Source organism: Arthrobacter sp. BI5, from assembly GCF_056680065.1.
In genome coordinates this window covers 1,586,810-1,608,403 of the sequence record NZ_CM155264.1, presented here as the reverse complement: position 1 = coordinate 1,608,403, position 21,594 = coordinate 1,586,810, and the positions used below count along the sequence as shown (strand labels likewise).

The 21,594-nt window shown below is 67.6% G+C and carries 20 protein-coding genes; 4 read left to right on the top strand and 16 right to left on the bottom strand.

Annotated elements, in window-relative coordinates; genetic code table 11:
* The first annotated feature begins 5 nt into the window (after positions 1-5).
* The 3 genes from AC1MED_RS07295 to AC1MED_RS07285 all read left to right on the top strand — a co-directional run bounded on the left by AC1MED_RS07295 (position 6) and on the right by AC1MED_RS07285 (position 3,629).
* A complete protein-coding gene (locus tag AC1MED_RS07295; protein ID WP_479786222.1) occupies positions 6-1,526 on the top strand; it encodes an MmgE/PrpD family protein in 1,521 nt (506 codons plus the stop codon).
* The gene (prpB, locus tag AC1MED_RS07290; RefSeq protein WP_479786221.1) at positions 1,526-2,428 is read left to right on the top strand and encodes a methylisocitrate lyase; all 903 of its coding nucleotides are present in this window, start codon (positions 1,526-1,528) and stop codon (positions 2,426-2,428) included. The genes AC1MED_RS07295 and prpB overlap by 1 nt, the downstream gene beginning before the upstream one ends.
* Before the next feature lie 61 nt (positions 2,429-2,489).
* Positions 2,490-3,629 (top strand): bifunctional 2-methylcitrate synthase/citrate synthase, encoded by a 1,140-nt coding sequence (locus AC1MED_RS07285; RefSeq protein WP_479786220.1) that lies wholly within the window; start codon positions 2,490-2,492, stop codon positions 3,627-3,629.
* Positions 3,630-3,706: 77 nt separating this feature from the next.
* Here AC1MED_RS07285 and AC1MED_RS07280 read toward each other — a convergent pair whose 3' ends face one another.
* The 6 genes from AC1MED_RS07280 to AC1MED_RS07255 all read right to left on the bottom strand — a co-directional run bounded on the left by AC1MED_RS07280 (position 3,707) and on the right by AC1MED_RS07255 (position 8,072).
* The gene (locus AC1MED_RS07280; RefSeq protein ID WP_479786601.1) at positions 3,707-4,507 is read right to left on the bottom strand and encodes an IS3 family transposase; all 801 of its coding nucleotides are present in this window, start codon (positions 4,505-4,507) and stop codon (positions 3,707-3,709) included.
* Positions 4,508-4,557: 50 nt separating this feature from the next.
* Positions 4,558-4,884 carry a helix-turn-helix domain-containing protein gene (locus AC1MED_RS07275; protein WP_479783105.1) on the bottom strand — a complete coding sequence of 109 codons (327 nt, stop codon included), beginning with the start codon at positions 4,882-4,884 and terminating at the stop codon, positions 4,558-4,560.
* 286 nt (positions 4,885-5,170) lie between these two features.
* Positions 5,171-6,073 carry a hypothetical protein gene (locus tag AC1MED_RS07270; RefSeq protein ID WP_479786219.1) on the bottom strand — a complete coding sequence of 301 codons (903 nt, stop codon included), beginning with the start codon at positions 6,071-6,073 and terminating at the stop codon, positions 5,171-5,173.
* A 176-nt stretch (positions 6,074-6,249) separates the two neighbouring features.
* Entirely contained in the window at positions 6,250-6,738 is a 489-nt protein-coding gene (locus AC1MED_RS07265; protein WP_479786218.1) for an 8-oxo-dGTP diphosphatase, read from the bottom strand.
* Positions 6,739-6,774: 36 nt separating this feature from the next.
* Positions 6,775-7,566 (bottom strand): hypothetical protein, encoded by a 792-nt coding sequence (locus AC1MED_RS07260; protein WP_479786217.1) that lies wholly within the window; start codon positions 7,564-7,566, stop codon positions 6,775-6,777.
* A gap of 2 nt (positions 7,567-7,568) precedes the next feature.
* A complete protein-coding gene (locus AC1MED_RS07255; RefSeq protein WP_346959114.1) occupies positions 7,569-8,072 on the bottom strand; it encodes an RNA polymerase sigma factor in 504 nt (167 codons plus the stop codon).
* Here AC1MED_RS07255 and AC1MED_RS07250 point away from each other — a divergent pair.
* The gene (locus tag AC1MED_RS07250; protein WP_479786216.1) at positions 8,071-8,487 is read left to right on the top strand and encodes a GNAT family N-acetyltransferase; all 417 of its coding nucleotides are present in this window, start codon (positions 8,071-8,073) and stop codon (positions 8,485-8,487) included. The genes AC1MED_RS07255 and AC1MED_RS07250 overlap by 2 nt on opposite strands.
* 97 nt (positions 8,488-8,584) lie before the next feature.
* On the opposite strand, the gene AC1MED_RS07245 is transcribed toward AC1MED_RS07250, so the two are convergent.
* The 10 genes from AC1MED_RS07245 to AC1MED_RS07200 form a co-directional block, all read right to left on the bottom strand.
* The gene (locus AC1MED_RS07245; protein WP_479786215.1) at positions 8,585-10,477 is read right to left on the bottom strand and encodes an HNH endonuclease signature motif containing protein; all 1,893 of its coding nucleotides are present in this window, start codon (positions 10,475-10,477) and stop codon (positions 8,585-8,587) included.
* A 302-nt stretch (positions 10,478-10,779) separates the two neighbouring features.
* Positions 10,780-11,898, bottom strand: a complete 1,119-nt coding sequence (gene xerD / locus AC1MED_RS07240; RefSeq protein WP_479786214.1) for a site-specific tyrosine recombinase XerD — start codon at positions 11,896-11,898, stop codon at positions 10,780-10,782.
* Entirely contained in the window at positions 11,898-12,560 is a 663-nt protein-coding gene (locus AC1MED_RS07235; protein ID WP_479786213.1) for an NUDIX domain-containing protein, read from the bottom strand. The genes xerD and AC1MED_RS07235 overlap by 1 nt, the downstream gene beginning before the upstream one ends.
* Before the next feature lie 27 nt (positions 12,561-12,587).
* Positions 12,588-14,351, bottom strand: a complete 1,764-nt coding sequence (locus AC1MED_RS07230) for a CTP synthase (RefSeq protein ID WP_479786599.1) — start codon at positions 14,349-14,351, stop codon at positions 12,588-12,590.
* Between the two features lie 72 nt (positions 14,352-14,423).
* Positions 14,424-16,160 (bottom strand): DNA repair protein RecN, encoded by a 1,737-nt coding sequence (gene recN / locus AC1MED_RS07225; protein WP_479786212.1) that lies wholly within the window; start codon positions 16,158-16,160, stop codon positions 14,424-14,426.
* Between the two features lie 3 nt (positions 16,161-16,163).
* Complete coding sequence (locus AC1MED_RS07220) at positions 16,164-17,201, bottom strand: NAD kinase (protein ID WP_346959119.1); 1,038 nt, start codon at positions 17,199-17,201, stop codon at positions 16,164-16,166.
* A 46-nt stretch (positions 17,202-17,247) separates the two neighbouring features.
* Entirely contained in the window at positions 17,248-18,054 is an 807-nt protein-coding gene (locus AC1MED_RS07215) for a TlyA family RNA methyltransferase (protein ID WP_479786211.1), read from the bottom strand.
* Positions 18,051-18,299, bottom strand: a complete 249-nt coding sequence (locus tag AC1MED_RS07210; protein ID WP_479786210.1) for a hypothetical protein — start codon at positions 18,297-18,299, stop codon at positions 18,051-18,053. Before AC1MED_RS07210 ends, AC1MED_RS07215 begins: the two co-directional genes overlap by 4 nt.
* A 10-nt stretch (positions 18,300-18,309) precedes the next feature.
* Positions 18,310-19,302, bottom strand: a complete 993-nt coding sequence (locus tag AC1MED_RS07205) for an HAD-IIA family hydrolase (protein WP_479786209.1) — start codon at positions 19,300-19,302, stop codon at positions 18,310-18,312.
* Positions 19,303-19,308: 6 nt separating this feature from the next.
* A complete protein-coding gene (locus tag AC1MED_RS07200) occupies positions 19,309-21,144 on the bottom strand; it encodes a tetratricopeptide repeat protein (RefSeq protein ID WP_479786208.1) in 1,836 nt (611 codons plus the stop codon).
* Between the last annotated feature and the right edge of the window lie 450 nt (positions 21,145-21,594).

Here is a 21,594-nt window from a genome sequence, read left to right as displayed (position 1 = left end):
GCACCATGGTTAAGGAACACCACGTCCGCGTTTACAAGAGCGAGGAAAACCTGGCCCGCGAGGACCAGCTCGCCTACAAGATCGCCAAGGTGGCCGCGGATCCGGTCCCGGTCTCCGATGAGGTCACCGACATGGTGATCAACCGCGTCATCGACAACGCCTCGGTGGCCATCGCTTCGCTGAACCGCGCCCCCATCGTCGCGGCCCGCGCGCAGGCGCTCACCCACGGCCCCAGCACCGGCGGCAAGGGCTCGAAGGTCTTCGGCATTGAGGAGCGGGTCGCACCGGAGTGGGCGGCCTGGGCCAACGGCGTCGCCGTCCGCGAACTCGACTACCACGACACCTTCCTCGCCGCGGACTACTCCCACCCGGGCGACAACATCCCGCCGATCCTCGCCGTCGCCCAGCACGTCGGCTCCAGTGGCAAGGACCTGATCCGCGGCATCGCGACCGGCTACGAGATCCAGGTCAACCTGGTCAAGGCCATCTGCCTGCACAAGCACAAGATCGACCACGTGGCGCACCTGGGCCCCTCCGCTGCCGCCGGCATCGGCACCCTGCTGGGCCTCGACGTCGAGACCATCTTCCAGTCCGTCGGCCAGGCGCTGCACACCACCACCGCCACCCGCCAGTCCCGCAAGGGCGAAATCTCCACCTGGAAGGCCCACGCCCCCGCGTTCGCCGGCAAGATGGCTGTTGAATCCGCCGACCGGGCCATGCGCGGCCAGACCTCCCCGGTGCCGATCTATGAAGGTGAAGACGGCGTCATCGCCTGGATGCTCGACGGCCCCGATGCCAACTACACGGTGCCGCTGCCCGAGGACGGCGAAGCCAAGCGCGCCATCCTGGACACCTACACCAAGGAGCACTCCGCCGAGTACCAGGCCCAGGCGTGGATTGACCTGGCCCGCAAGCTGCACGGCGAGCACCCCGAGGTCACCGACCCGGTCAACGTCGAATCCGTGCTGATCAAGACCAGCCACCACACGCACTACGTGATCGGCTCCGGCGCCAACGACCCGCAGAAGTACAGCCCCACGGCCAGCCGGGAAACCCTGGACCACTCCATCCCGTACATCTTCACGGTGGCACTGCAGGACGGCGCCTGGCACCACGTCGATTCCTACGCCCCGGAGCGCGCCGGCCGGCCCGATACCGTGGAGCTGTGGCACAAGGTGACCACGGTCGAGGACCCGGAATGGACCCGCCGCTACCACTCGCTGGACATCGCGGAGAAGGCCTTCGGCGGCTCGGTGGAGATTACGCTCAAGGACGGCACCGTCATCACCGACCAGATCGCCGTCGCCGACGCGCACCCGCTCGGCGCCCGGCCGTTCGCGCGCGAGCAGTACGTCAACAAGTTCCGCACCCTCGCCGCCGGCCTCGTGGCCGAGGAGGAGATCGAACGCTTCCTCGACGCCGCCGCACGGCTTCCCGAGCTGGCTGCCGGCGAGCTGGACCAGCTGAACATCAAGGCAGCCGACGGCGTGATCGACCTGGCAGCCGCACCGAAGGGACTCTTCTAATGCTGTATTCGAAGACCACACCGGAGCAGAAGCGGATCCGGTTCCGTGAGCTGCTTGCCTCCGGCAGCATCGCGCAGTTCCCGGGCGCGTTCAACCCGCTCTCGGCCCGGCTGATTGAGGAGAAGGGCTTCGCCGGGGTCTACATCTCCGGCGCCGTCCTCGCCAACGACCTCGGCCTGCCGGACATCGGGTTGACCACGCTCACCGAGGTGGCCACCCGGGCCGGGCAGATCGCCCGGATGACGGACCTGCCCTCGATCGTCGACGCCGACACCGGCTTCGGCGAGCCGATGAATGTGGCGCGCACCGTGCAGGAACTCGAAAACGCCGGCCTGGCCGGCCTGCACATCGAGGACCAGTTCAACCCGAAGCGCTGCGGCCACCTCGACGGCAAGAACGTCGTGGACCTGGAGACCGCCACCAAGCGGATCCGGGCCGCGGCCGACGCACGCCGGGACCCCAACTTCCTGATCATGGCCCGCACCGACATCCGGGCCACGGACGGCCTCGAGGCGGCACAGCAACGCGCCAAGGCCCTCGTGGAAGCGGGCGCGGACGCGATCTTCCCGGAAGCCATGAAGGACCTGTCCGAGTTCCAGGCCATCCGCGACGCGGTCGACGTGCCGATCTTGGCCAACATGACCGAGTTCGGCAAGAGCGCGCTGTTCACGGTAGACGAGCTGGCCGGCGTCGGGGTCAACATGATCATTTACCCGGTGACGCTGCTCCGTAGTGCCATGGGCGCTGCTGAGCGTACTCTGGAATCGATCAAATCCGACGGCACCCAGGAGGCCCAGGTTTCGAGCATGCTGACCCGTGCGCGTCTCTACGACCTCGTCGATTACGAGGCCTATAACCGCTTTGACACCGGGGTCTTCAACTTCCAGATCCCCGGTGTCTGACACCCCACCGGACTGCCGGCCCCGGCCGGTCAACAGGCGTTAGGAACAAAGGAGTTTCAGCATGGCTGAAAATGAGATCAAAAAGGGCCTTGCCGGCGTTGTGGTGGACTACACCGCGGTGTCCAAGGTCAACCCGGACACCAATTCCCTGCTGTACCGCGGCTACCCCGTCCAGGAGCTGGCCGCCAAGTGCAGCTTCGAGGAAGTGGCCTACCTGCTCTGGAACGGTGAGCTGCCCACGGAAGAGCAGCTGGCGGAGTTCACGCGCGCCGAACGCGCCGGCCGCGTCCTGGACCCGGTGGTCAAGCAGGTCATCGACGCACTGCCCGTGACCTCGCACCCAATGGATGTCTGCCGGACCGCGGCTTCGGTGATGGGTGCCCGGCACCCCCTTGCCGAGGATTCCTCGCGGGAGGCCAACATGGCCAAGGCCGTGGACCTGTTCGCCGCGATGCCGGCGGTGGTGGCCTACGACCAGCGCCGGCGGCACGGCCAGGAGCTCGTGGAGCCGCGGGAGGATCTGGGCTATTCGGCGAACTTCCTTTGGATGGCCTTCGGCGAGGAGCAGGTGCCGGAAGTCGTCGAGGCCTTCAACGTCTCGATGATCCTGTACGCCGAGCACTCGTTCAACGCCTCGACCTTCACGGCGCGGGTGATTACCTCGACGCTTTCGGATCTGCACTCGGCCGTGACCGGCGCGATCGGCGCCCTGAAGGGCCCGCTGCACGGCGGCGCGAACGAGGCCGTGATGCACACCTTCGACGAGATCGGCATCCGGCAGGAGGAATCGCTGGAGGAGGCGGCGGTCCGGGCGAAGGCCTGGATGGAAGATGCCCTGGCGCACAAGAAGAAGGTTATGGGCTTCGGCCACCGCGTGTACAAGCACGGCGACTCCCGGGTTCCGACCATGAAGGCCGCCCTGGACAAGATGATTGCGCACTACGGCCGTCCGGAGCTGCTGGGGCTCTACAACGGACTTGAGGCGGCGATGGACGAGGCGAAGGCCATCAAGCCGAACCTTGACTACCCCGCCGGACCCACGTACCACCTGATGGGCTTCGATACCCCCACCTTCACTCCCCTGTTCGTGGCCAGCCGGATCACCGGCTGGACCGCGCACATCATGGAGCAGCTGGACTCGAACTCGCTGATCCGCCCGCTGAGCGAATACAACGGTGTGGAAGAACGGCACCTGCCGTAGTCCCTTCGCGGCAGTAAAAAGCGCGGGCCGGCCACCTCTGAACTGGTCCCCGAAAGTTGGACTGGCCAAGTAAGATCCTAAGCCGCGAGGGCCTGGGCTCGGTATTGCACCGGGCTCAGGCCCTTTAGCTTTGTCGAGATTCGGTCGTTGTTGTACCAGCGGAGGTACTCGTGCAGGGCCGTTGCCAGTGCATCAGTGCTGAGGAACCGGACCCGGTGGAAGAGTTCTTCCTTGAGATGGCCGAAGAAATTCTCCATTACCGCGTTGTCGTAGCAGTTGGCCTTGCGGGACATTGACTGCACGGCGCCAGCGCCCTCAAGGAGCCCACGCCAGGAGATGTGCTGGTATTGGAATCCCTGATCCGAATGCACCAGCGGTTGCTGGCCAGGGTGAAGACAGGTCAGGGCTTGCTGCAGAGAAGTGTTGGTGAGCGCCAGGTTGGGGGATGTGCCAATGGTGTAGGAGATGATCTGCCGATCAAAGAGGTCCATGACCGGGGAAAGGTAGAGCTTCTGGTCACCGACGCTGAATTCGGTCACATCAGTCACCCACTTCTGGTTCGGGGCTGTGGCGTCAAACTCGCGGTTCAGGAGATTAGGGGCAACCCGGCCCTGTTCACCTTTGTAGGAGTTGTAGCGCTTCTTCCGCCGGACCTTGCAGACCAGCCCGAGGACGCGCATCACCTTCAACACGGTCTTCTTCGCAACCGTCCACCCTTGCTTGAGCAGCTCACTGTGGATGCGGCGGTGCCCATATCGGCCATGGTTCTTCTCGAAGATGTCAGTGACCTCGGCCTTGAGGAGCTCCTGAGGATCAGGTTCTTGCAGACGTGCCTGGTGATAGAAGAACGTCGACCGGGCCAACCCGGCAACGTCCAGGAGCAGCTCGAGGCGGTGGTCAGCCTTGAGAGCGATAACGGCGCGGACGATTACCGCCGTTCCTCGTTTCTCAAGGCCTGCACTTTTCCCAGGAAGGCAACCTCGGCGCGCAGGCGCTCGTTCTCACGGCGCAGGCGCTGGAGCTCTGATTCGGGCTTGCCGGCAGTGCCCGGACTTCCCTTCGGGCGGCCCTTGGCCCTCGGACGAAGCCCGTCTTCGCCCTGCTCCCGGTAAAGCTGCGTCCACCTACGAATCAGCACCGGGGAAGACAACCCCAATTCCTTCGCGAGAGCCACCCGGTTCTCGCCGGCAAGATCCCGCCGAACAACATCGAGCTTGAACTCGAACGTAAACACTCGCTTCGTTGGTTTATACACCAGTGTCGATCCTCCACGCACTCGCCAACGGTCAAGCAAACGACCGATCGGCTTTCTGCTAACCCCGAGCCGGTTCGCCACAGCCCTGTCTCCCCAGCCTGCCTCAAACAACGCTACCGCGGCCTCGCGCTGCCCCTCGGACAACGAACTTCTTCCATGCATAAAACTGCTCCCCGAAAGTCAGAACTGAATTCTCAGTTCAACTTTCGGGGAGCAGTTCACTCTTGGAGGTGGCCGGCCCGCGCTTTTTGTTGGTTTGGTTGCTAGTCCCGCATCTGCAGGCGGGTTAGCCGGCGCTGACCTTCAGCGAGGTGATCATGCGTTTCGCGTTCAGGTACTCGGACGTCTGCATGTAGGCCCGCGCAGCGTCCAGGGAGGGGAATGTTTTGGCTCCCTTGTGGTTCAGGGTCTGCTCCGTGCCGCCGGCGTTGACCTGGAAGGCGTCCGCAAACGAAAAGAGCGGCGAATCGGCGGGCCCGTTAACGACGTTGTAGAACATGCAAGTCATGCCGTTCTGCCCGGCCGGGAAGCTGGTCAGGCCGTAGGATGCCGTCACATGGTCGGCCTCCTGCAGGACACGGAAGGTGAACCGTGGGGTGACGGAGCCCTTGGTGGGCTGGTACGGGACGTCGACGTCGACCGAGTCCAGAACGACGTACGACACCGGACTCTGGCAGGCGCCGCCGATCCCGCCGTACGGCCCGGAGTACAGGGAGGCCACCACGATGCCAGCCTCATTGGCGACGTCAACGTCGACGGCTCCGGACCCGGCGGCCCCGGCCGGGGCGGCAACGCTCCAGGCGGCCGGGTAGTCAAAGCTGATTTTCCCGTCCGCACTCGTGAAGGTCCGCCAGGCTCCGGGCGAAGGTGCGGGGGTGGCCGAAGCCGAGGTCGAGGAGGTTGCGGAGGCCGATGGCGTCGCGGATTCCGATGCCGCCACGGTGGACGACGGCGTCGTCGTCAGGGAAGCGGACTCGGTCGGCGCCGCCACTGCGGCCGTCGAGGCCGCTGCGGGGGCGGGGTCTGCGGACCGGAAGTTGCCGGCCACGGCAACACCCCCGGCGACGGCCGCCAGGGCGACGATAACGACGGCAGCAGCCAGCGGCCAGCGACGGCGCGCACCGGGTCCGGGCGGCGGCTCCTCGTCGTATAGGTCCGCGCCCGTATGATCGCGATTACTTGAGTACATGCCGTTCCCCCGAATTGATTCGTGTGCCGCTTGCCGGTGAGCTACCGAAGTGCCCGATCACCGTCGGGCACCGCTCGAAGCCTAGGCTACCGGGCGCGACCCGGCATAGACCGCACCGCCGTTTCGAGTCGCGGAATTATTCGGCGGGAGCGCGGGCTCAGCCCTGGGGCGCGGGCTCAGCCCTTGGTGGAGGGATAGCGGATTGACGCCACAGTCTCGTTGTCCTCATTGAGGACAACGACGACGTCGATCGTTTCGCCTGCCAGCGCCGGCGGAAGCCAGTGCTCAGCGTCCTGCCACATTCGGTGCAGCGGGAGGGCTTCGACGCTGAACCACTCGGGGGTGATTTCCCGGCTCTCAGCCGCTTCGCCGCTCCATTTCCGGGCGGTGAAGAGGCGGCAGGACATGTTCCACTCCGGCCGGGCCGGGAAAATGAATTCGACGACGCCGGCGTGGGCCAGGTCCTCCTGGCTCACCTCCAGGCCGACTTCTTCCCACACCTCGCGGACGACGGCTTCCGCGTCGCTCTCCCCCGGCTCCACGTGACCGCCGATGCCGACGATCTTGCCGATGCCGAAGCCGGTCCGCTTCAGCCCCAGCAGCACTTCGGTGCCGCTGGGGCAGTCGCGGAGCAGGAAACAGAGAGTGACCGGCGTAAGCTGCATGTGCTCCAGCCTATAGCCGGCGCCGGACGCTAGCGGCTACTTGGCTGCCGGGCCGTCGCCGACCAGCTTGGGCCGGAGTTTGACCGGAATTCCTTTGGCTGCAAATTCTTTGTCCATGGCCTGCTGCGCAGTGAGTCCCTGATTGTTCGTCGCCTGGAACTCCCAGTTGAAAACATAGGCCCACTCTTGCCGGACATCACAGAGGAAACGGCCGTTTTGCAGCTTGGCAATCTTGTACCACGCGTTGCCGCCGTCGAGGTGGAGCGCCCGGACGCCATCATCGGAAATGGAGTAGGCCAGCCAACCGTCAGCGCAGCCCAGCACTGTGTAATAAGCCTGCTCGGCGGCGGGTATCGCCGTGATGGCACGGGTCTGGTCATTGCGTTGCTGGTCGATATTGGACAGGGTGCACGCGACGCCGCCAGTGCTCAACGCTGCGGCATTCGTTGGAGCGGGAGCGGCAGTGGACGTGGGCACGGAGGGGCTGGCGGGGCTTGGTGAGGGGCTGGCAGGACCCGGTGAGGGGCTGGTGGAGGCGGTCGTCGTCGGGACGCCGGTCTGCGCAGGGCCGGGCGCCGATTGCGGCATCAGGTTCCCGCCGATAACCACTGCGGCAACGACAGCCGCAGCGGCCATCACCGTTGCCGCCGCGGCCCGGACGGTTTTGCGTCGTGCCGGCGTTCGCCCTGCCGGCGTGCGCTCCGCCAGGTGGACAACGTTCGGATCCGTGGTCGAGACGATCGAGCGGACAGAGTCGCTTTCGGTGGCTGCACCCGGTGCTCCGACCCGTGGCTTGGCATTCTTCATGAGCTCTTCGATGCGGTCCATGGCTAGTCCTTCCGTTCGTTCATGAGATGGGCGGGGGCGGCTTTCGCGAACGCCCGACGCGCCCGGTGGAGGCGGACTGCGGCGGCAGAAGTGGAACATCCGAGCACCTGGGCCAGTTCAGCCGTGGGGAGTTCATCCCAGTAGCTGAGCATGAGGACCTCGCGGTCCCGCTCCCTGAGTTGGACCAGGACGTCCGCCACTGCCGAACGCTCTTCCGTGTCCGGACCGGGGATTTGGCTGCGGGCCTCATCCTGGAGCCGGTCGAGCAGTTCCTGGCGGCGCCGTCGACCTTTGTACTCATTGCCGATCACATTCCGGGCCGTCGCTAACAGCCAGCCAATGCCGGGTGGTTCCGAAAGCTGCTTTTCCCACGCAATCCTGAAAACGTCGGCGGTCAGTTCCTCGGCGCGGTGCCGGTCGCTGATACGGAAGGCAATATAGCGGTATACCTGCGCGGAGTGTTGAGTGTGCAGATCGATAAACGCTTGCTCTTTAGCCGCCAACATGGTACTCCCCCGGACATCGGATGACTTCTTTCTGATCTTCTTCCTGAAGACTAAGTGTCCCGCGAAGGTTGTTTTCTTACACAGACCGACAACAAACTTCCCGGATGCGGGGATTCTGGGAGGAAGTCGTCATGTCCTTCACCTTGCGCTCGGTCCCAGCATCGGGCCGGAAGGCCAGGCGCTCGTGCGCGACCGTCAATTGTTTAGCATCTACGTGGCGGCAGAGTCCTACGGCGCCGGAGTAGGTCAGGCATTGCTTGATGCGACGGCGGGTGATGGTCCAGCCATGCTGTGGGTCGCAAAGGAAAATCCGCGTGCGGTGGCCTTCTACCGGCGCAACGGGTTCAATTTTGATGGAACGGGCCAGACAGACCCCGGCGCACCAATGCTCGTCGACGCCCGCATGGTGCGATAGCCAGTCCTGCCTGGAACATAGGATCCGGCCGCAACCGATCCGACATCGTATGTCTGCAGACGTCATACCCGATGACGTGCTCCCGGCAACCTACGGTCTATTCGGCACCCTGGAGCAGAAGACTCTCGGGTAGGCGGCGCCCTGACGTAGACAGTTGCCAGTCCGGAAACGGATCCGGGGGCATGTCCGGCCAGGCTTTATCGGCCGGGTCTTGGTCGGTTGGTTCGTCTCGGGCGGTGAAGTGGTACCAGTCCGGGAACGGGTCCGTCGGCAGGCCCGGGTCGAGGTAGCCGCCAAGCTCCGGGAACGGGTCCGGGTCGGGATAGCCGCCGGCGTCCGGGAACGGGTCCGCGGGCAGGCCGGGGTCGGGGTAGCCGCCGGGGTCCGGCGACAGGACTTGGTTCAGCTCAACTGGGGCCGTGGTGTTGCCCGGCGGCGGGGTGTTGTCGGTGAGGGGGAAGTCAGCGGGCCAGTGGGGTGGTTCCCAGTCTTGTTGTTCGCTGGCGTAGGTGCGGCCTGTGGGTGAGACCCAGCCGGGCGGTTTGGTGGGGGTGGCGGGGGTGGGGGTCCAGGCGGTGGTGTGTTTGAGGCCGTGGTGTTTGCGGCAGTGCTGGCCCAGGTTGCTGATCCCGGTGGCCCCGCCGTCGGCCCAGGCCAGGAGGTGGTCCGCTTCGTTGTCCAGCGACGGGTTGTTGCAGCCCGGGAACGAGCACTTCCCGTCCCGCAGCCGTAACCATTGCCGCATCGCTTTGGGCAGCCGGTAGCTGGTCCGGCCGATCTCCAGCGGCGCCCCGTCGCGCGGGTCGGTCAGGACCCGGTAGAACGACCCGTCCCCCTCGGCGACCAGGCGCCGGGCCATCGAGGGCGGGATCGGCCCGTACCCGTCCAGCACCGCCGGCTCCTCGGTCACGCCCAGCAGGGACAGCACCGGGACGGTGACGAGGACCTGCGCCCGCGGAACCGGCACACACCCGGACAAGCCCACACCCACGCCGCCGATGGCGTCCGCGTCGGCGTCGGCGTCGGCGCCGGCGCCCGTGGTGGTTGCCCCGCTGCCGGAGCCGGTGACGGCCGCGCTGCCGGTGCCAGCGCCCGTGCCGGGCGCCCCGCCGGCGCCGGGGCTGGTGGCGCCGGTCCTGGTGGGGCTGGTGGTGGCGGGGAGGTTGTTGGTCAGGAGCAGGGCCGCGGCGACGTCGGCGCGGAGCTGGGCCAGGGTCCGGGTCTCGGCCGGGCCCTGCAGCGCCCGGGCCGCCGTCGTGGACCGTTCCCAGATCCCCGCGGCCGTGTGCGCGGGCAGGTACGCGTGCAACCAGGCCATGCCGTCCCGGTCCGGGCAGAACTCGACCCGCCGGTCCGCCGCGCCTTTCACGTGCCGTGCTTCGATGCTGACCGGGTGGTGGCGTTCGCGCCAGGTGCGCGCTTTCGCCCGGAACCGGCCCGGCACCAGTTCCCCGGCCGGGCAGCCCCGGGCCGGGTTCGGCGCGTCCGGGTCCAGGAAATGCCCTTCCAGCGCCGCGGCCCCGGCCGCATCCAGGTTCGCGGCCTCATCGACCATGATCCGGGCGTGCTGCCACGACAGCTCACCGCCCTGCAAGGCTGCCAGGGTCAGCGGCAGCACCTCCGTCAGGGCCAGGGAATCGCAGATCAGCGCCCCGGCGCTGCGTTCGCTGACCGTCAACACACACGCGATCTCCGCGACCGTTGACATCTCCTGGACCGTGGCGTCCCGCAGGTTCGCCGCCGGCCCCGCCAGGGCCCCGGACGAGCGCACGTACCCCGCGGTCAGCAAACCCTTCAACGCCGCGAGCCGGGATTCAGTGCGGGCCACCTCCGCCAACCCGTCCAGGCACGCCACCGACACCTCACACAACGGATCGGCCGCATCACCGGTACCGATGCCCTCCAACAGGGCAGCCAACGCGGCAGAAGACGCCGCGACGGCCGCCGCCGCCGCACCGATCTCCGCACTCAAAGCCGCCCCGCTTTTCATACCACCAGCCTAGACACGGGCACCGACAATAAAGGTGCGATAGCCGCGCTTGACCGGGCTACATGACCGGCCAAAGAAGTGGTGGCGGACGCAGCACCGGGCACGGCATCGGCGGCGACGGCGGCCGCCCCAGCCGCTGCACCTGTCCCCGCACCGGTTCCCGCATTCCAAGCAACGCTTTTCATACCCACATGGCATCACGCACCACCGACAATCTTGATGGTGTCGCCAGGTCGATGAGGTCGCGACGGGGTTGCGTCGGCCGCGGGCCAGCCGCGGGCCCTGCCGCCGGCCCAGCTGCCTCAGCCCAGCGCCCTCGGATGCGCAGCGGCGTAGATCTCGCGCAGGGTATCGGCTGTGACCAGAGTGTAGACCTGCGTGGTGGTTACGGAAGCGTGGCCCAACAGTTCCTGCACCACACGCACATCCGCCCCGCCCTCCAGTAGGTGCGTGGCGAAGGAATGCCTAAGGGTGTGGGGCGAAACGTCTTTGGTGATGTTAGCCTTCTCGGCGGCGGCCTTGAGGATAGTCCAGGCGCTTTGCCGGCTGATCCGGCCGCCCCGCGCGTTCAGGAACAGCGCAGGAGTGCCTTTGCCCTTGGCCGCGAGCAGCGGCCGGCCGCGGACCAGGTAAGCGTCGAGGGCACGGGCCCCATACGATCCCAGCGGCACCAACCGCTCCTTGGACCCCTTGCCGAACAGCCGGACGATCGCCGGACCGGCGGTGCCCGGCCCGGCGGTGCCCGGCACGCCGCCGCCGGGCCCGTCGCCGGACTCGTCGCCCTGCAGCGAGATGTCATCGACGTCGAGGCCCACGGCCTCGCTGATCCGCGCCCCGGTGGAGTAAAGGAACTCAAGCAGGGCACGGTCGCGGAGCCCGGTGGCGGTATCCGTTCCGGCCGCTTCCAGGATGCGGGTCACCTCGTCCACCGAGATGGCCTTGGGTAGCCGCTTTCCGGGCATCGGCGGGTGCACATCACTGGCGGGATCGGTGGGCGTGACGCCTTCCAACGCCCAGAATTTGTGCAGTCCGCGGACCGCCACCACGGTGCGGGCTGCAGAGCGCACGCCCAGCGCAGACCCGCCGTCGGATCCGTCGGAGAGCGCCTGCACGAAGCCTGTCACGTCGCGCCGGGTGATCTCCTCCGGGCGCCGGCGCCCGGCGTTGGCGAGGTGCCGAGCGTAGCGGGCGAGGTCGCGCCGGTACGCGGAGAGGGTGTTGGCGGCAAGTCCGCGCTCCACCCCCATGTGCTGCAGGTAGTCGGTGATGGCCCGGTCGACGGCGGTCAGCGGCCGGGCAGGCTGCTCGGCGCGAGGCTCGACGGCCTGGGCAGGCTCACCGACGGTGCGAGGCTCGACGGCGCGAGGCCCGACCGCGGGGGGCTCAGCGGCGGGTGGTTCGGCCGCCAGCAGTCCGGTCATCAGCGCTGGCTGGGGTGGGCCGGCCACGGCGCGTCGGCCGGGCGGAGCCCCTGGAACCCGTCACCGCGGGCCGCGGCGGCGGCGAGGATCCCGACGACGGCCGAGGGGTTGTGCAGCCGCCCCTCCAGCACCGCCGCGACGGCCGCGTCAAGCGGGATCCAGTGCAGCTCTATTTCCGCTTCCTCGTCGGTGCGGACATGCAGTTCGTGACCGGGAACGTCAGTTAAATCCCGGGCCAGGTAAATGCGGATGGCCTCGCTGGAGGACCCCGGCGAGTTGAAGAAGTCGGCCAGCACGTTCCACTCCCCGGCCACGAGGTCCGCTTCTTCTGCCAGCTCCCGGGCCGCGCCAGCTACGAAGTCCTCGCCCTCGACGTCGAGCAATCCGGCCGGAATCTCCCAGAGGGCCATGCCGACCGGGTGCCGGTACTGCTTGATCAAGAGGATCTCGCCGTCGTCGTTCATCGGCAACACGGCCACGGCCCCGGGGTGGTCGATATAGTCGCGGACCAGAGGCTCGCCGTCGTCGCTCAGTTGGAAACTGTCGCTGACCACATCCCAGATCCGGCCTTCGTAGACCTTCTCGGAAGACAAAAGACGGCGCGGGCTCGGCTCATCCGAAACCTGCCGTGCAGCATTGGGGGTCTCAGACTTACCGGGCATCGCGCCGTCCTTTGATTCAGTTGGGAGTTACTTTGACTCTGCCGGAGTCGACTTGGCAGCAGCCTTGCCGGCGGCTGCGGCCGGCTGGTCCGCGCCGTGCTGGTGCTCCAAGGCAGCCTTGACCAGCCCCGCGAACAGCGGGTGGGGGCGGGTAGGCCGTGAGCTCAGCTCCGGGTGAGCCTGCGTGGCCACGTAGTACGGGTGGACTTCACGCGGAAGCTCCACGTACTCGACCAGCTTGCCGTCCGGCGAGGTACCGGAGAACACCAGGCCCTGGGCGGCGATCTGCTCGCGGTACTTGTTGTTGACCTCGTAGCGGTGCCGGTGGCGTTCGCTGACCGTGGTGGTGCCGTAAGTCTCGGCGACGACCGAACCCTCGTCCAACTTCGCCTCGTAGAGGCCCAGGCGCATGGTGCCGCCCAGGTCGCCCTTGCCCTCGACGATGTCGAGCTGTTCTTCCATCGTGGCGATGACCGGGTACTTGGAGTCCGGTTCAAACTCGGACGAGGACGCACCCTCAAGGCCCACCACGTTGCGGGCGTACTCGATCACCATGCACTGCAGGCCCAGGCACAGGCCCAGGACCGGGAGCTTGGTTTCGCGGGCATACTTCAAGGCGCCGAGCTTGCCCTCGAGGCCGCGGATGCCGAAGCCGCCGGGGACGCAGATCGCGTCCACCCCGGCCAGGGACTTCACGGCGCCCTCGCGGGTGTCGCATTCGTCCGAGGGGACCCAGCGGATCTTGACCTTGGTGTCGTTCGCGAAGCCGCCGGCACGCAGCGCTTCGGTCACGGACAGGTAGGCGTCCGGCAGGTCGATGTACTTGCCGACGAGGGCAATCTCCACCTCGTGCTTGGGGTTGTGGACGGCTTCGAGGAGCTTGTCCCAGCTGGTCCAGTCGACGTCCTTGAACGGCAGGTCCAGGGCGCGGACGATGTAGGAGTCCAGTCCCTGGGAGTGCAGCGTCTTGGGGATGTCATAGATGCTCGGTGCGTCCGGGCAGCCGATGACGGCGTCGATGTCGACGTCGCACATGCGGCCGATCTTGTCCCGCATGGCCTGCGGCACTTCGCGGTCCGAGCGGATCACGATCGCCTCGGGCTGGATGCCGATGGAGCGCAGCGCGGCGACGGAGTGCTGCGTCGGCTTGGTCTTGAGCTCCTGCGACGGCCCGATGTACGGCACCAGGGAGACGTGCAGGAAGAACACGTTGTTCCGGCCGACGTCCTGGCGGACCTGGCGGGCAGATTCGAGGAACGGCTGGGACTCGATGTCGCCGACCGTGCCGCCGATTTCGGTGATGATGACGTCGGGGGCGTTTTTGCCCTCGGCGGGAAGCCGCATGCGCCGCTTAATCTCATCGGTGATGTGCGGGATGACCTGGACGGTGTCACCGAGGTACTCGCCGCGGCGCTCCTTGGCGATGACCGTGGAGTACACCTGGCCGGTCGTGACGTTGGCCGAACCCTCAAGGTTTTCATCGAGGAAGCGCTCGTAGTGGCCGACATCGAGGTCGGTCTCGGCGCCGTCGTCGGTCACGAAGACTTCGCCGTGCTGGAAGGGGTTCATCGTGCCCGGATCCACGTTCAGATAGGGATCGAGCTTTTGCATAGTTACAGACAGGCCGCGTGCCCGCAGGAGGTGACCGAGGCTCGAAGCCGTCAGTCCCTTACCGAGCGAGGACGCCACACCACCGGTTACGAAGATGTGTTTGGTCGTCTTGGACGAGCCCGGGAACCGGGAATTTACACGGGAATTTGATCGCTGCACCACGGAATTTGAGCCTATCATCAATTCGGTCTTCCTAGGGTCGGTAAAACGCCGCTGTGACGGTCATCCCAGTGCCCGGCGCAGGCTGGCCGGTCAGGCCTGCGGCAGCAGCTTGGCGTCGTCCAGCAGCTCCTGGGCGTGTGCCCGGGCCGATTCGGAGTCTTCCTGACCGGCCAGCATACGGGCCAGCTCGCGGACCCGTTCGGCCTCGTCGAGCAGCTGGACGTCGCTGGAGGTGAAGCCGGTCGCCGTCGCGCCGTCGGCCCCGCGCACCGAAGTCTTGGTGACCCGGATGTGCTGGTCGGCGAAGGCGGCCACCTGCGGCAGGTGGGTCACCACGAGGACCTGGACGTGCCGGGCGAGCATGGCCAGCCGGCGGCCGATCTCGACGGCGGCGCGGCCGCCTACGCCGGCGTCGACCTCGTCGAAGACGAAGGTGGGGACAGGGTCGACGGCGGCCAGCACCACCTCGATGGCGAGCATCACACGGGAGAGTTCACCGCCGGAGGCACCCTTGCCCAGCGGCCGGGCCGGTGCGCCGGAGTGCGGCTGCAGCAGGAAGGCAATCTCGTCGGTGCCGAACGGGCCCAGCTGCTCGCCGGGGTCCACGTTGATGACCAGGGTGGCGTCGGCCATGGCCAACGCGGTCAACTCGGCACTGACCCTGGCGGAGAGGTCCTTGGCGGCCTTCTTCCGTGTCTTGCTGATGGCCGCGGCCTGTTTGCGGAGGTCCGTCTCGGCGCGGGCCACTTCGGCGCCCAGCGCCTCGATCCGGGTGGAGTCGTCCTGGAGTTCCTCGTAGCGGGCCCGGGCTTGCTCCGCCCAGAGCAGCACCTCGTCGATGCTGGGCGCGTATTTGCGCACGAGCTTGGCAAGCGCGGCTCGGCGGTCCTCGATCTCTGCGAGCCGTTCCGGGCCCTCGGTGTCGAGGGAGGCCTGGTAGCTGGCCAGATCGCCGGCGATGTCGTTGAGCAGGAAGCCGACTTCGGCCAGCCGGGCAGCGGCGGAGCCCAGTTCGCCGTCGTGTTCGGCGACGTGCTCCAGGGTGCGCTTTGCGGCGTCCACCAGCGTGGTGGCGTCGGCGTCCTCGCCGAAGTCCTCGGAGATCAGGGCCTGATGCGCGGTGCTGGCTGCAATCCGGAGTTCTTCGACGTTGGCCAGCTTGACGGCCTCGGCCTTGAGCGATTCGTCCTCGCCCGGTTGCGGGTCGACGGCGTCAATCTCGGCCAGCGCGGCTTCGAGCGATTCCGCCTCGCGCAACCGTTCGCGGGCAGCGTTGCGGAGTTCGTCCAGCTCGGCCTGGCTGGCCTTCCAGTGCCCGTGCAGCTCCTGGTAGGCGGCCAGCGATCCGGCGAGGGACTCCCCCGCGAACTTGTCCAGGGCTTCGCGTTGCGCGACGGGGCTCTTGAGCCGGATCTGGTCCGACTGTCCGTGGACCACCACCAGCGTCCCGCCAATCTCGGCAAGGACTCCGACCGGCGCGGCGCGGCCGCCGAGGTAGGCGCGGCTGCGCCCGTCGGCACCGACGCTGCGGGCGAGCAGCAGTTCGGCGCCGCCGTCGAACTCCTCCACCTCCGCGCCGGCCTCGCGCGCACGGGTCACCGCGGCGTGCCCGGCGTCGAGCTTCAGCACGGCTTCAGCGGAGGCGCATTTCGCGCCGCTGCGGACGGCGCCGGCGTCAGACCTTGCGCCGAGCAGCAGCCCGACGGCGGTGACCACCATCGTCTTGCCGGCACCGGTCTCGCCGGTCACGACGCTCAGGCCGGGGCCCAGCGGCAGCGTCGCGTCGGTGATGACGCCGAGGTCGCGGATTCTCAGTTCTTCAAGCATGGGTCACTTCGCAGTCGAGGGATCGGTTGGTGCGCCAGGGCCCGCGCCCGGGTCCGCATGGCGCGGCGCGGGCAGCGGTGGCATGGGCCGCGGGGTGCGCACCACCGGCAGGGGCCCGGTGTGGATGGCGTCGGTCTGCGGAACGGGGCCGCGCCAGCCCTGGATGGGGAGTTCGAATTTGCGGACCAGGCGGCCGGAGAAGGGGGTCTGGTGGGTGCGGGCCAGCCGGACCGGGGTGGCCGAGCGGGTGACTTCCACGCGGGCACCGGGCGGCAGGTCCACCGAGCGCCGGCCGTCGCACCACAAAACGCCCTGGGCGTCGGTGCGGTTTAGGATTTCAACGGCCAGCCGGGACCGGGGCGAGACCACGAGCGGCTTGGCGAAGAGCGCGTGGGCGCTGATTGGCACGATCAACAGCGCCTCGACCTCCGGCCAGACCACGGGCCCGCCGGCGGAAAACGCGTAGGCGGTGGAGCCCGTGGGGGTGGCGAGGACGACGCCGTCGCAGCCGAAGGACGTGAGCGGGCGCTCATCGACCTCGGTGACCACCTCGAGCATCCGTTCCCGGTTGCCTTTTTCAATGGCGGCCTCGTTTAACGCCCAGGTGTGCCAGATCTTTTGCCCGCGGACCCACACCTGCACGTCGATGGTCATCCGCTCCTCCACCGTGTACTGGCGGCTGGCGATCCATTCCACGGTCTGGGCAAGGTCCGCCCGCTCGCTCTCGGCGAGGAAGCCGACGTGACCGAGGTTCACGCCGAGCAGCGGCACGTCCACCTCGCGCACCAGCTCCGCGGCGCGCAGGATGGTGCCGTCGCCGCCGAGCACCATGACGAGTTCGACGTCGGGCAGTTTGACGTGGTCGTGCAGAACTTCGACGGGCTGGTCCAGCCGGCCAAAGAACCTGACCATGTCGCTGAGCTCGGACTTCTGCATCACGGCGACAAGGCCGGAGGCGTGCAGCTGGGCGCACGCTTCCCAGGCGGCCTTGAGGGACTCCTCGCGGCCGGTGTGGGCAAGGATGAGGACACGCCTGCTCATCGGTTTCCGCCTTCTAGTGCTTCTCGTGCTGCTTGTGCTTTCAGGGCTACGACCAGATTGTTCCGAGTAGCGCAGCAACCGCTGCGTCCCGCTCCTCGATCTTAGGCAGGTCTGTCCGGATCCCGCGTTTTATCCACAGGAAGTACTCCACGTTTCCGTCCTGGCCGGGTAGCGGGCTCTGCGCGAGGCCGGCCAGGTCCAGGCCTGCGTCCATCGCCGCGGACGCTACCTTGGTGACGGCCAGGCGGCGTTCCCGCTCGGAGGTGACCACGCCGGTGCGGCCCAGCCGGTCTTTGCCGATCTCGAACTGCGGCTTGACCATCAGGACCAGGTCCCCGCCCGGCTCGGTGCACGCCGCCAGCGGCGCCACCACGAGGGTCAGCGAAATGAAGGACAGGTCGGCCACGGTCAGCGCCGCCGGGCCGCCGATCATTTCCGGCGTCATGTAGCGGACGTTGAGCCCTTCATGGACCGAGACCCGGGCGTCGCTGCGGATCTGCGGTACCAGCTGGTCATGCCCGACGTCGACGGCCACGACATGCGCCGCGCCGCGCCGCAGCAGCACCTCGGTGAAGCCTCCGGTGGAGGCCCCGGCGTCGAGGCAGCGTTTACCGGAAACCTCGACGGCGGGAAAGGCGTCCAGGGCACCGGCCAGTTTGTGGGCCGCACGACTGACGTAGTCGTCCTCGGCCCCGGCGGCGACATCCAGGTCCATGCCGTCCTGCACCTGCAGCGAAGCCTTGGCCAGCACCTCGCCCCCGGAACTGACTTTTCCTTCGCCGATCAAGCGCGCGGCATGGGTACGTGACCTCGCCAGCCCGCGGCTGACCAGGGCCTGGTCAAGCCTGGTCATCGTGGCGCGTCTCCCGCAGGCTGCCCGGCCACGTCCTCGTTGAGGGCTGCCGCCAGCTCGTCGTGCAGGCCGGCATAAACCTCGCCGTGGTCCGGGACCGGCAGTTCCGGCAGCGCACCGAGGCGTCCCAGCAGCGCGTCAACGGCAGGGTCGCCAACGGCGGAGTCCCCCGCGGGCTCGGGCCAGTCGAGCCTGGCGGCATCGCTGCCCGGGCGGGCGTCAAGGGAGGGGTTTGGCTCGGTCATGCTCTCCAGTCTAGTGATCCAACCATTCAAGGCCGGGCGCCTGGGCGGTTGCAGTCTCGGGGTTCGCCGCCCACCAGGCGGCGCAGGCCGCCCGCCAAGCGTCGAGGTCCGCAGGGTCTCCGCTGACGCGCACTGTTGTCCCGTCCACGAGTGCGGAGGCGGCGCCGCAGCGGTAGCGTCCCCCGCCGTCGTGCTCCACCGCCGGGTACGGGCGGTAGAGGTCGGTGAGGTCATTGATCAGGAAGGTGGGCCGCTCCAGGGTGCGCGCGGCGAGGATGTATTCCCTCGTATCGACGCCGGTAAGCACCGCCACCGTGGCGAAGCCGGCGTTGTTGCCGCCGAGGATGTCGGTATCCAGCCGGTCGCCGACCACCAGCGGGCGGTCGGCAGCCAGCCGCTTGGCCGCGGCGTGGAACAGCGGCGCTTCCGGCTTGCCCGCGACCTGCGGCTGCCGGCCCGTTGCGGCCGCGACGGCGGCAACGAGGGTGCCGTTGCCGGGAGCCATGCCGCGGGCCTGCGGAATGGACATGTCCGTGTTCGTGGCCACCCACAGGGCACCGGCGGCGACGACGTAGGACGCCTCCGCCAGGTCCTTCCAGCCCAGGTCCGGATGGAACCCCTGCACGACGGCGACGGGGTCCTCGGCTTCGCTGCGGACCGGCACCAGCCCGGCGAGTTCGATTTCGCGGGCCAGCGCGTCGCCGCCGGTGATCAGCACCCGGGCACCGGCAGGCAGCAACGAGGCAAGCAACTCACCGGCGGCCTGGGAGGAGCTCACCACCTGCTGCTCTTCGGCGGGGGCGCCGAGGTCACGCAGGTGCTGCGCCACCTCGGCGGGCGTGCGTGAGGCGTTGTTGGTCACGTAGCCCAGCCCGACGCCGATGCCGGCGAGCCGGCGGAGCGACTCCACCGCGCCGGGGATGGCGTGCGGACCGGCGTAGACGACGCCATCCAGGTCGGCGAGGAGCGCGTCGAACCGGGAAATCAGCTCAGCTTCGGCCATGAGCGACTAGTCCTCGGCGCGTTCCGGACGGTGGGACTCACCGGCGTGGGTGTCCCCGGCTTCGAGGTCGCCGGTTTCTACCCCGTCGCTTTCCAGTTCGTCGGCTTCCACGGAATCCTCGTCCGACTCGGCGTCGTCGGACTCGAAGAAGTCCGGCTCTTCGTCGTCGGAGCCAGCCTCAAGATCACGGGCGGCAGACTGTGCGGCGGACGTTTCCGGGAGGCCGGCGACGGCTTCCGCGCCAGCGGCGCGGGGTGCGGGACCGCCGGTAGCTGCGGCCTGCTGCTCGGACTGCTGCTGCAGGGTCCGGCGGCGCTGCGCTTCCTCGCGAGCTTCTTCTTCCTCGTCCCAGCCGAGGTCAATGATGTCCGGCTCCTCGTCGATGCCCAGGCCCAAGGCCTTCTCGGCGACGGCGGCCTGCCGCTGCCACTTCCCGGCTTCGGCTTCACGGCCGGCTGCGGTCAGGGCATCGGCGTAGGCACGGAAGAGCCGCGGGCTGTAGGAGAAGGCACGGTTGATGTCCAGCTGCGCGATTTCCAACTCGGAGACAGCGGCGTCGAACTGTCCCAGGTCGGTGCGGGCGCCGGCCGCGACGATGGCCAGTTCCACCTTGCCCGGAGCATCGAGGTCCTTGGCTTCTTCGGAGCGGGCCATGTCCAGGGCGCGGTCGGGGCGGCCGAGACCACGCTCGCAGTCGGCCATCACCGGCAGGTGCATGTTGGATCCGCTGATCCGGCGGTAGGTGCGGAATTCACGCAGCGCCTCGCCGTAGTGTCCTGCAGCGTATGCGGTCAGGCCAACGGCTTCGCGGACCGCAGCGAGGCGGCCGCCGCGGCGGCTGGCCGCCAGGGCGTGCTGGAAGGCGAGTTCCGGCTCTTCATCGAGGAGGCGGCCGGCCATCACAAGGTGGCGCGCCACCCACTCGGCGCTGTGGTCCTCGAGGGTTTTGATCTGGTGCTGCGTGGCGCGGTCGAGTTCCTTACCCGTGACGTCCTCATCGATCTGCGGTGAACGCTCGCGGTCCGGACGGTTGGCGCTGCGCAGGTCCCTGGCGTTCGGTTCGCGCACCGGACGATCCTCGGCGCGGTCCCGTCCAAAGGTGCGGGGGCCCGAGTCGCCGCGGTCGAAGCTGCGGGCGGGACGATCGTCCCTGTTGCCGAACGGCTTGCGGTTGTCTCCACCGCTAAACGGCTTACGATCACGATCGCCTCCGAAGCTGCGACGCTCCCCGCCCTCACGCGACGGACGATCACCAAACGGCTTCCGGTCACGGTCGCCGCCACCGCTAAACGGCTTACGGTCACGGTCGGCACCGAAGCTGCGACGCTCCCCGCCCTCACGCGACGGACGATCACCAAACGGCTTCCGGTCACGGTCGCCGCCACCGCTAAACGGCTTACGGTCACGGTCGGCACCGAAGCTGCGACGCTCACCGCCCTCACGCGACGGACGATCACCAAACGGCTTACGATCACGATCGCCACCAAAGCTGCGACGCTCACCGCCCTCACGCGACGGACGATCACCAAACGGCTTACGATCACGGTCACCACCACCGCTAAACGGCTTACGGTCACGATCGCCACCACCGCTAAACGGCTTACGATCACGATCGCCACCACCGCTAAACGGCTTACGATCACGATCGCCACCGAAGCTGCGACGCTCCCCGCCCTCACGCGAAGGACGATCACCAAACGGCTTACGATCATCCTTGGCCCGGAAACCACGGGGGTCTCCCCCGGAGTTGTTCGTGCCGCGGAAGCCGCCGCCTCCAGAATTACGGTCCCCGCCGAAGTTGCCGCGGTCGTTGCCGCGGTTGCCGTCGTTGTGCTCAGCCATGGTGGATTCCTCCTGTTATGAGCTGACCACTGGCGCAATCGCAGCCGCTCTGTTCCGTGTTTCGTTCCCTACGCAACCCGAAATCAAGCGCTTCGAAGTCCGTACATCTCAATCAATTCTAGGCGAGACGCCCCCGCCCGGCTAACGGCAGGGACGCTGCCGGCCGCCGCGGTGGCGAGTCTCACAGGCCGGCCCGGAACGACCTGCGGGAAGCTTCCCGCTTCAGGCGCCTCTAGTACGGGAGCGTCGCGATGACTGGCGGCGGTGCTGCCGGAGGGTTCTCTTTTTAGCAGCCTCTTGTGCGGGAGCGTCGGTGACCTACCGGCAGGATCTGCGGAAGGGTTCTGATTTTGGCAGCCTCTTGTGCGGGAGAGTTGTTGGCTTACCGGCAGGATCTGCGGGAGGGTTCTCATTTTGGGCGCCGGTTGTGCGGGAGAGTTGTTGGCTTAC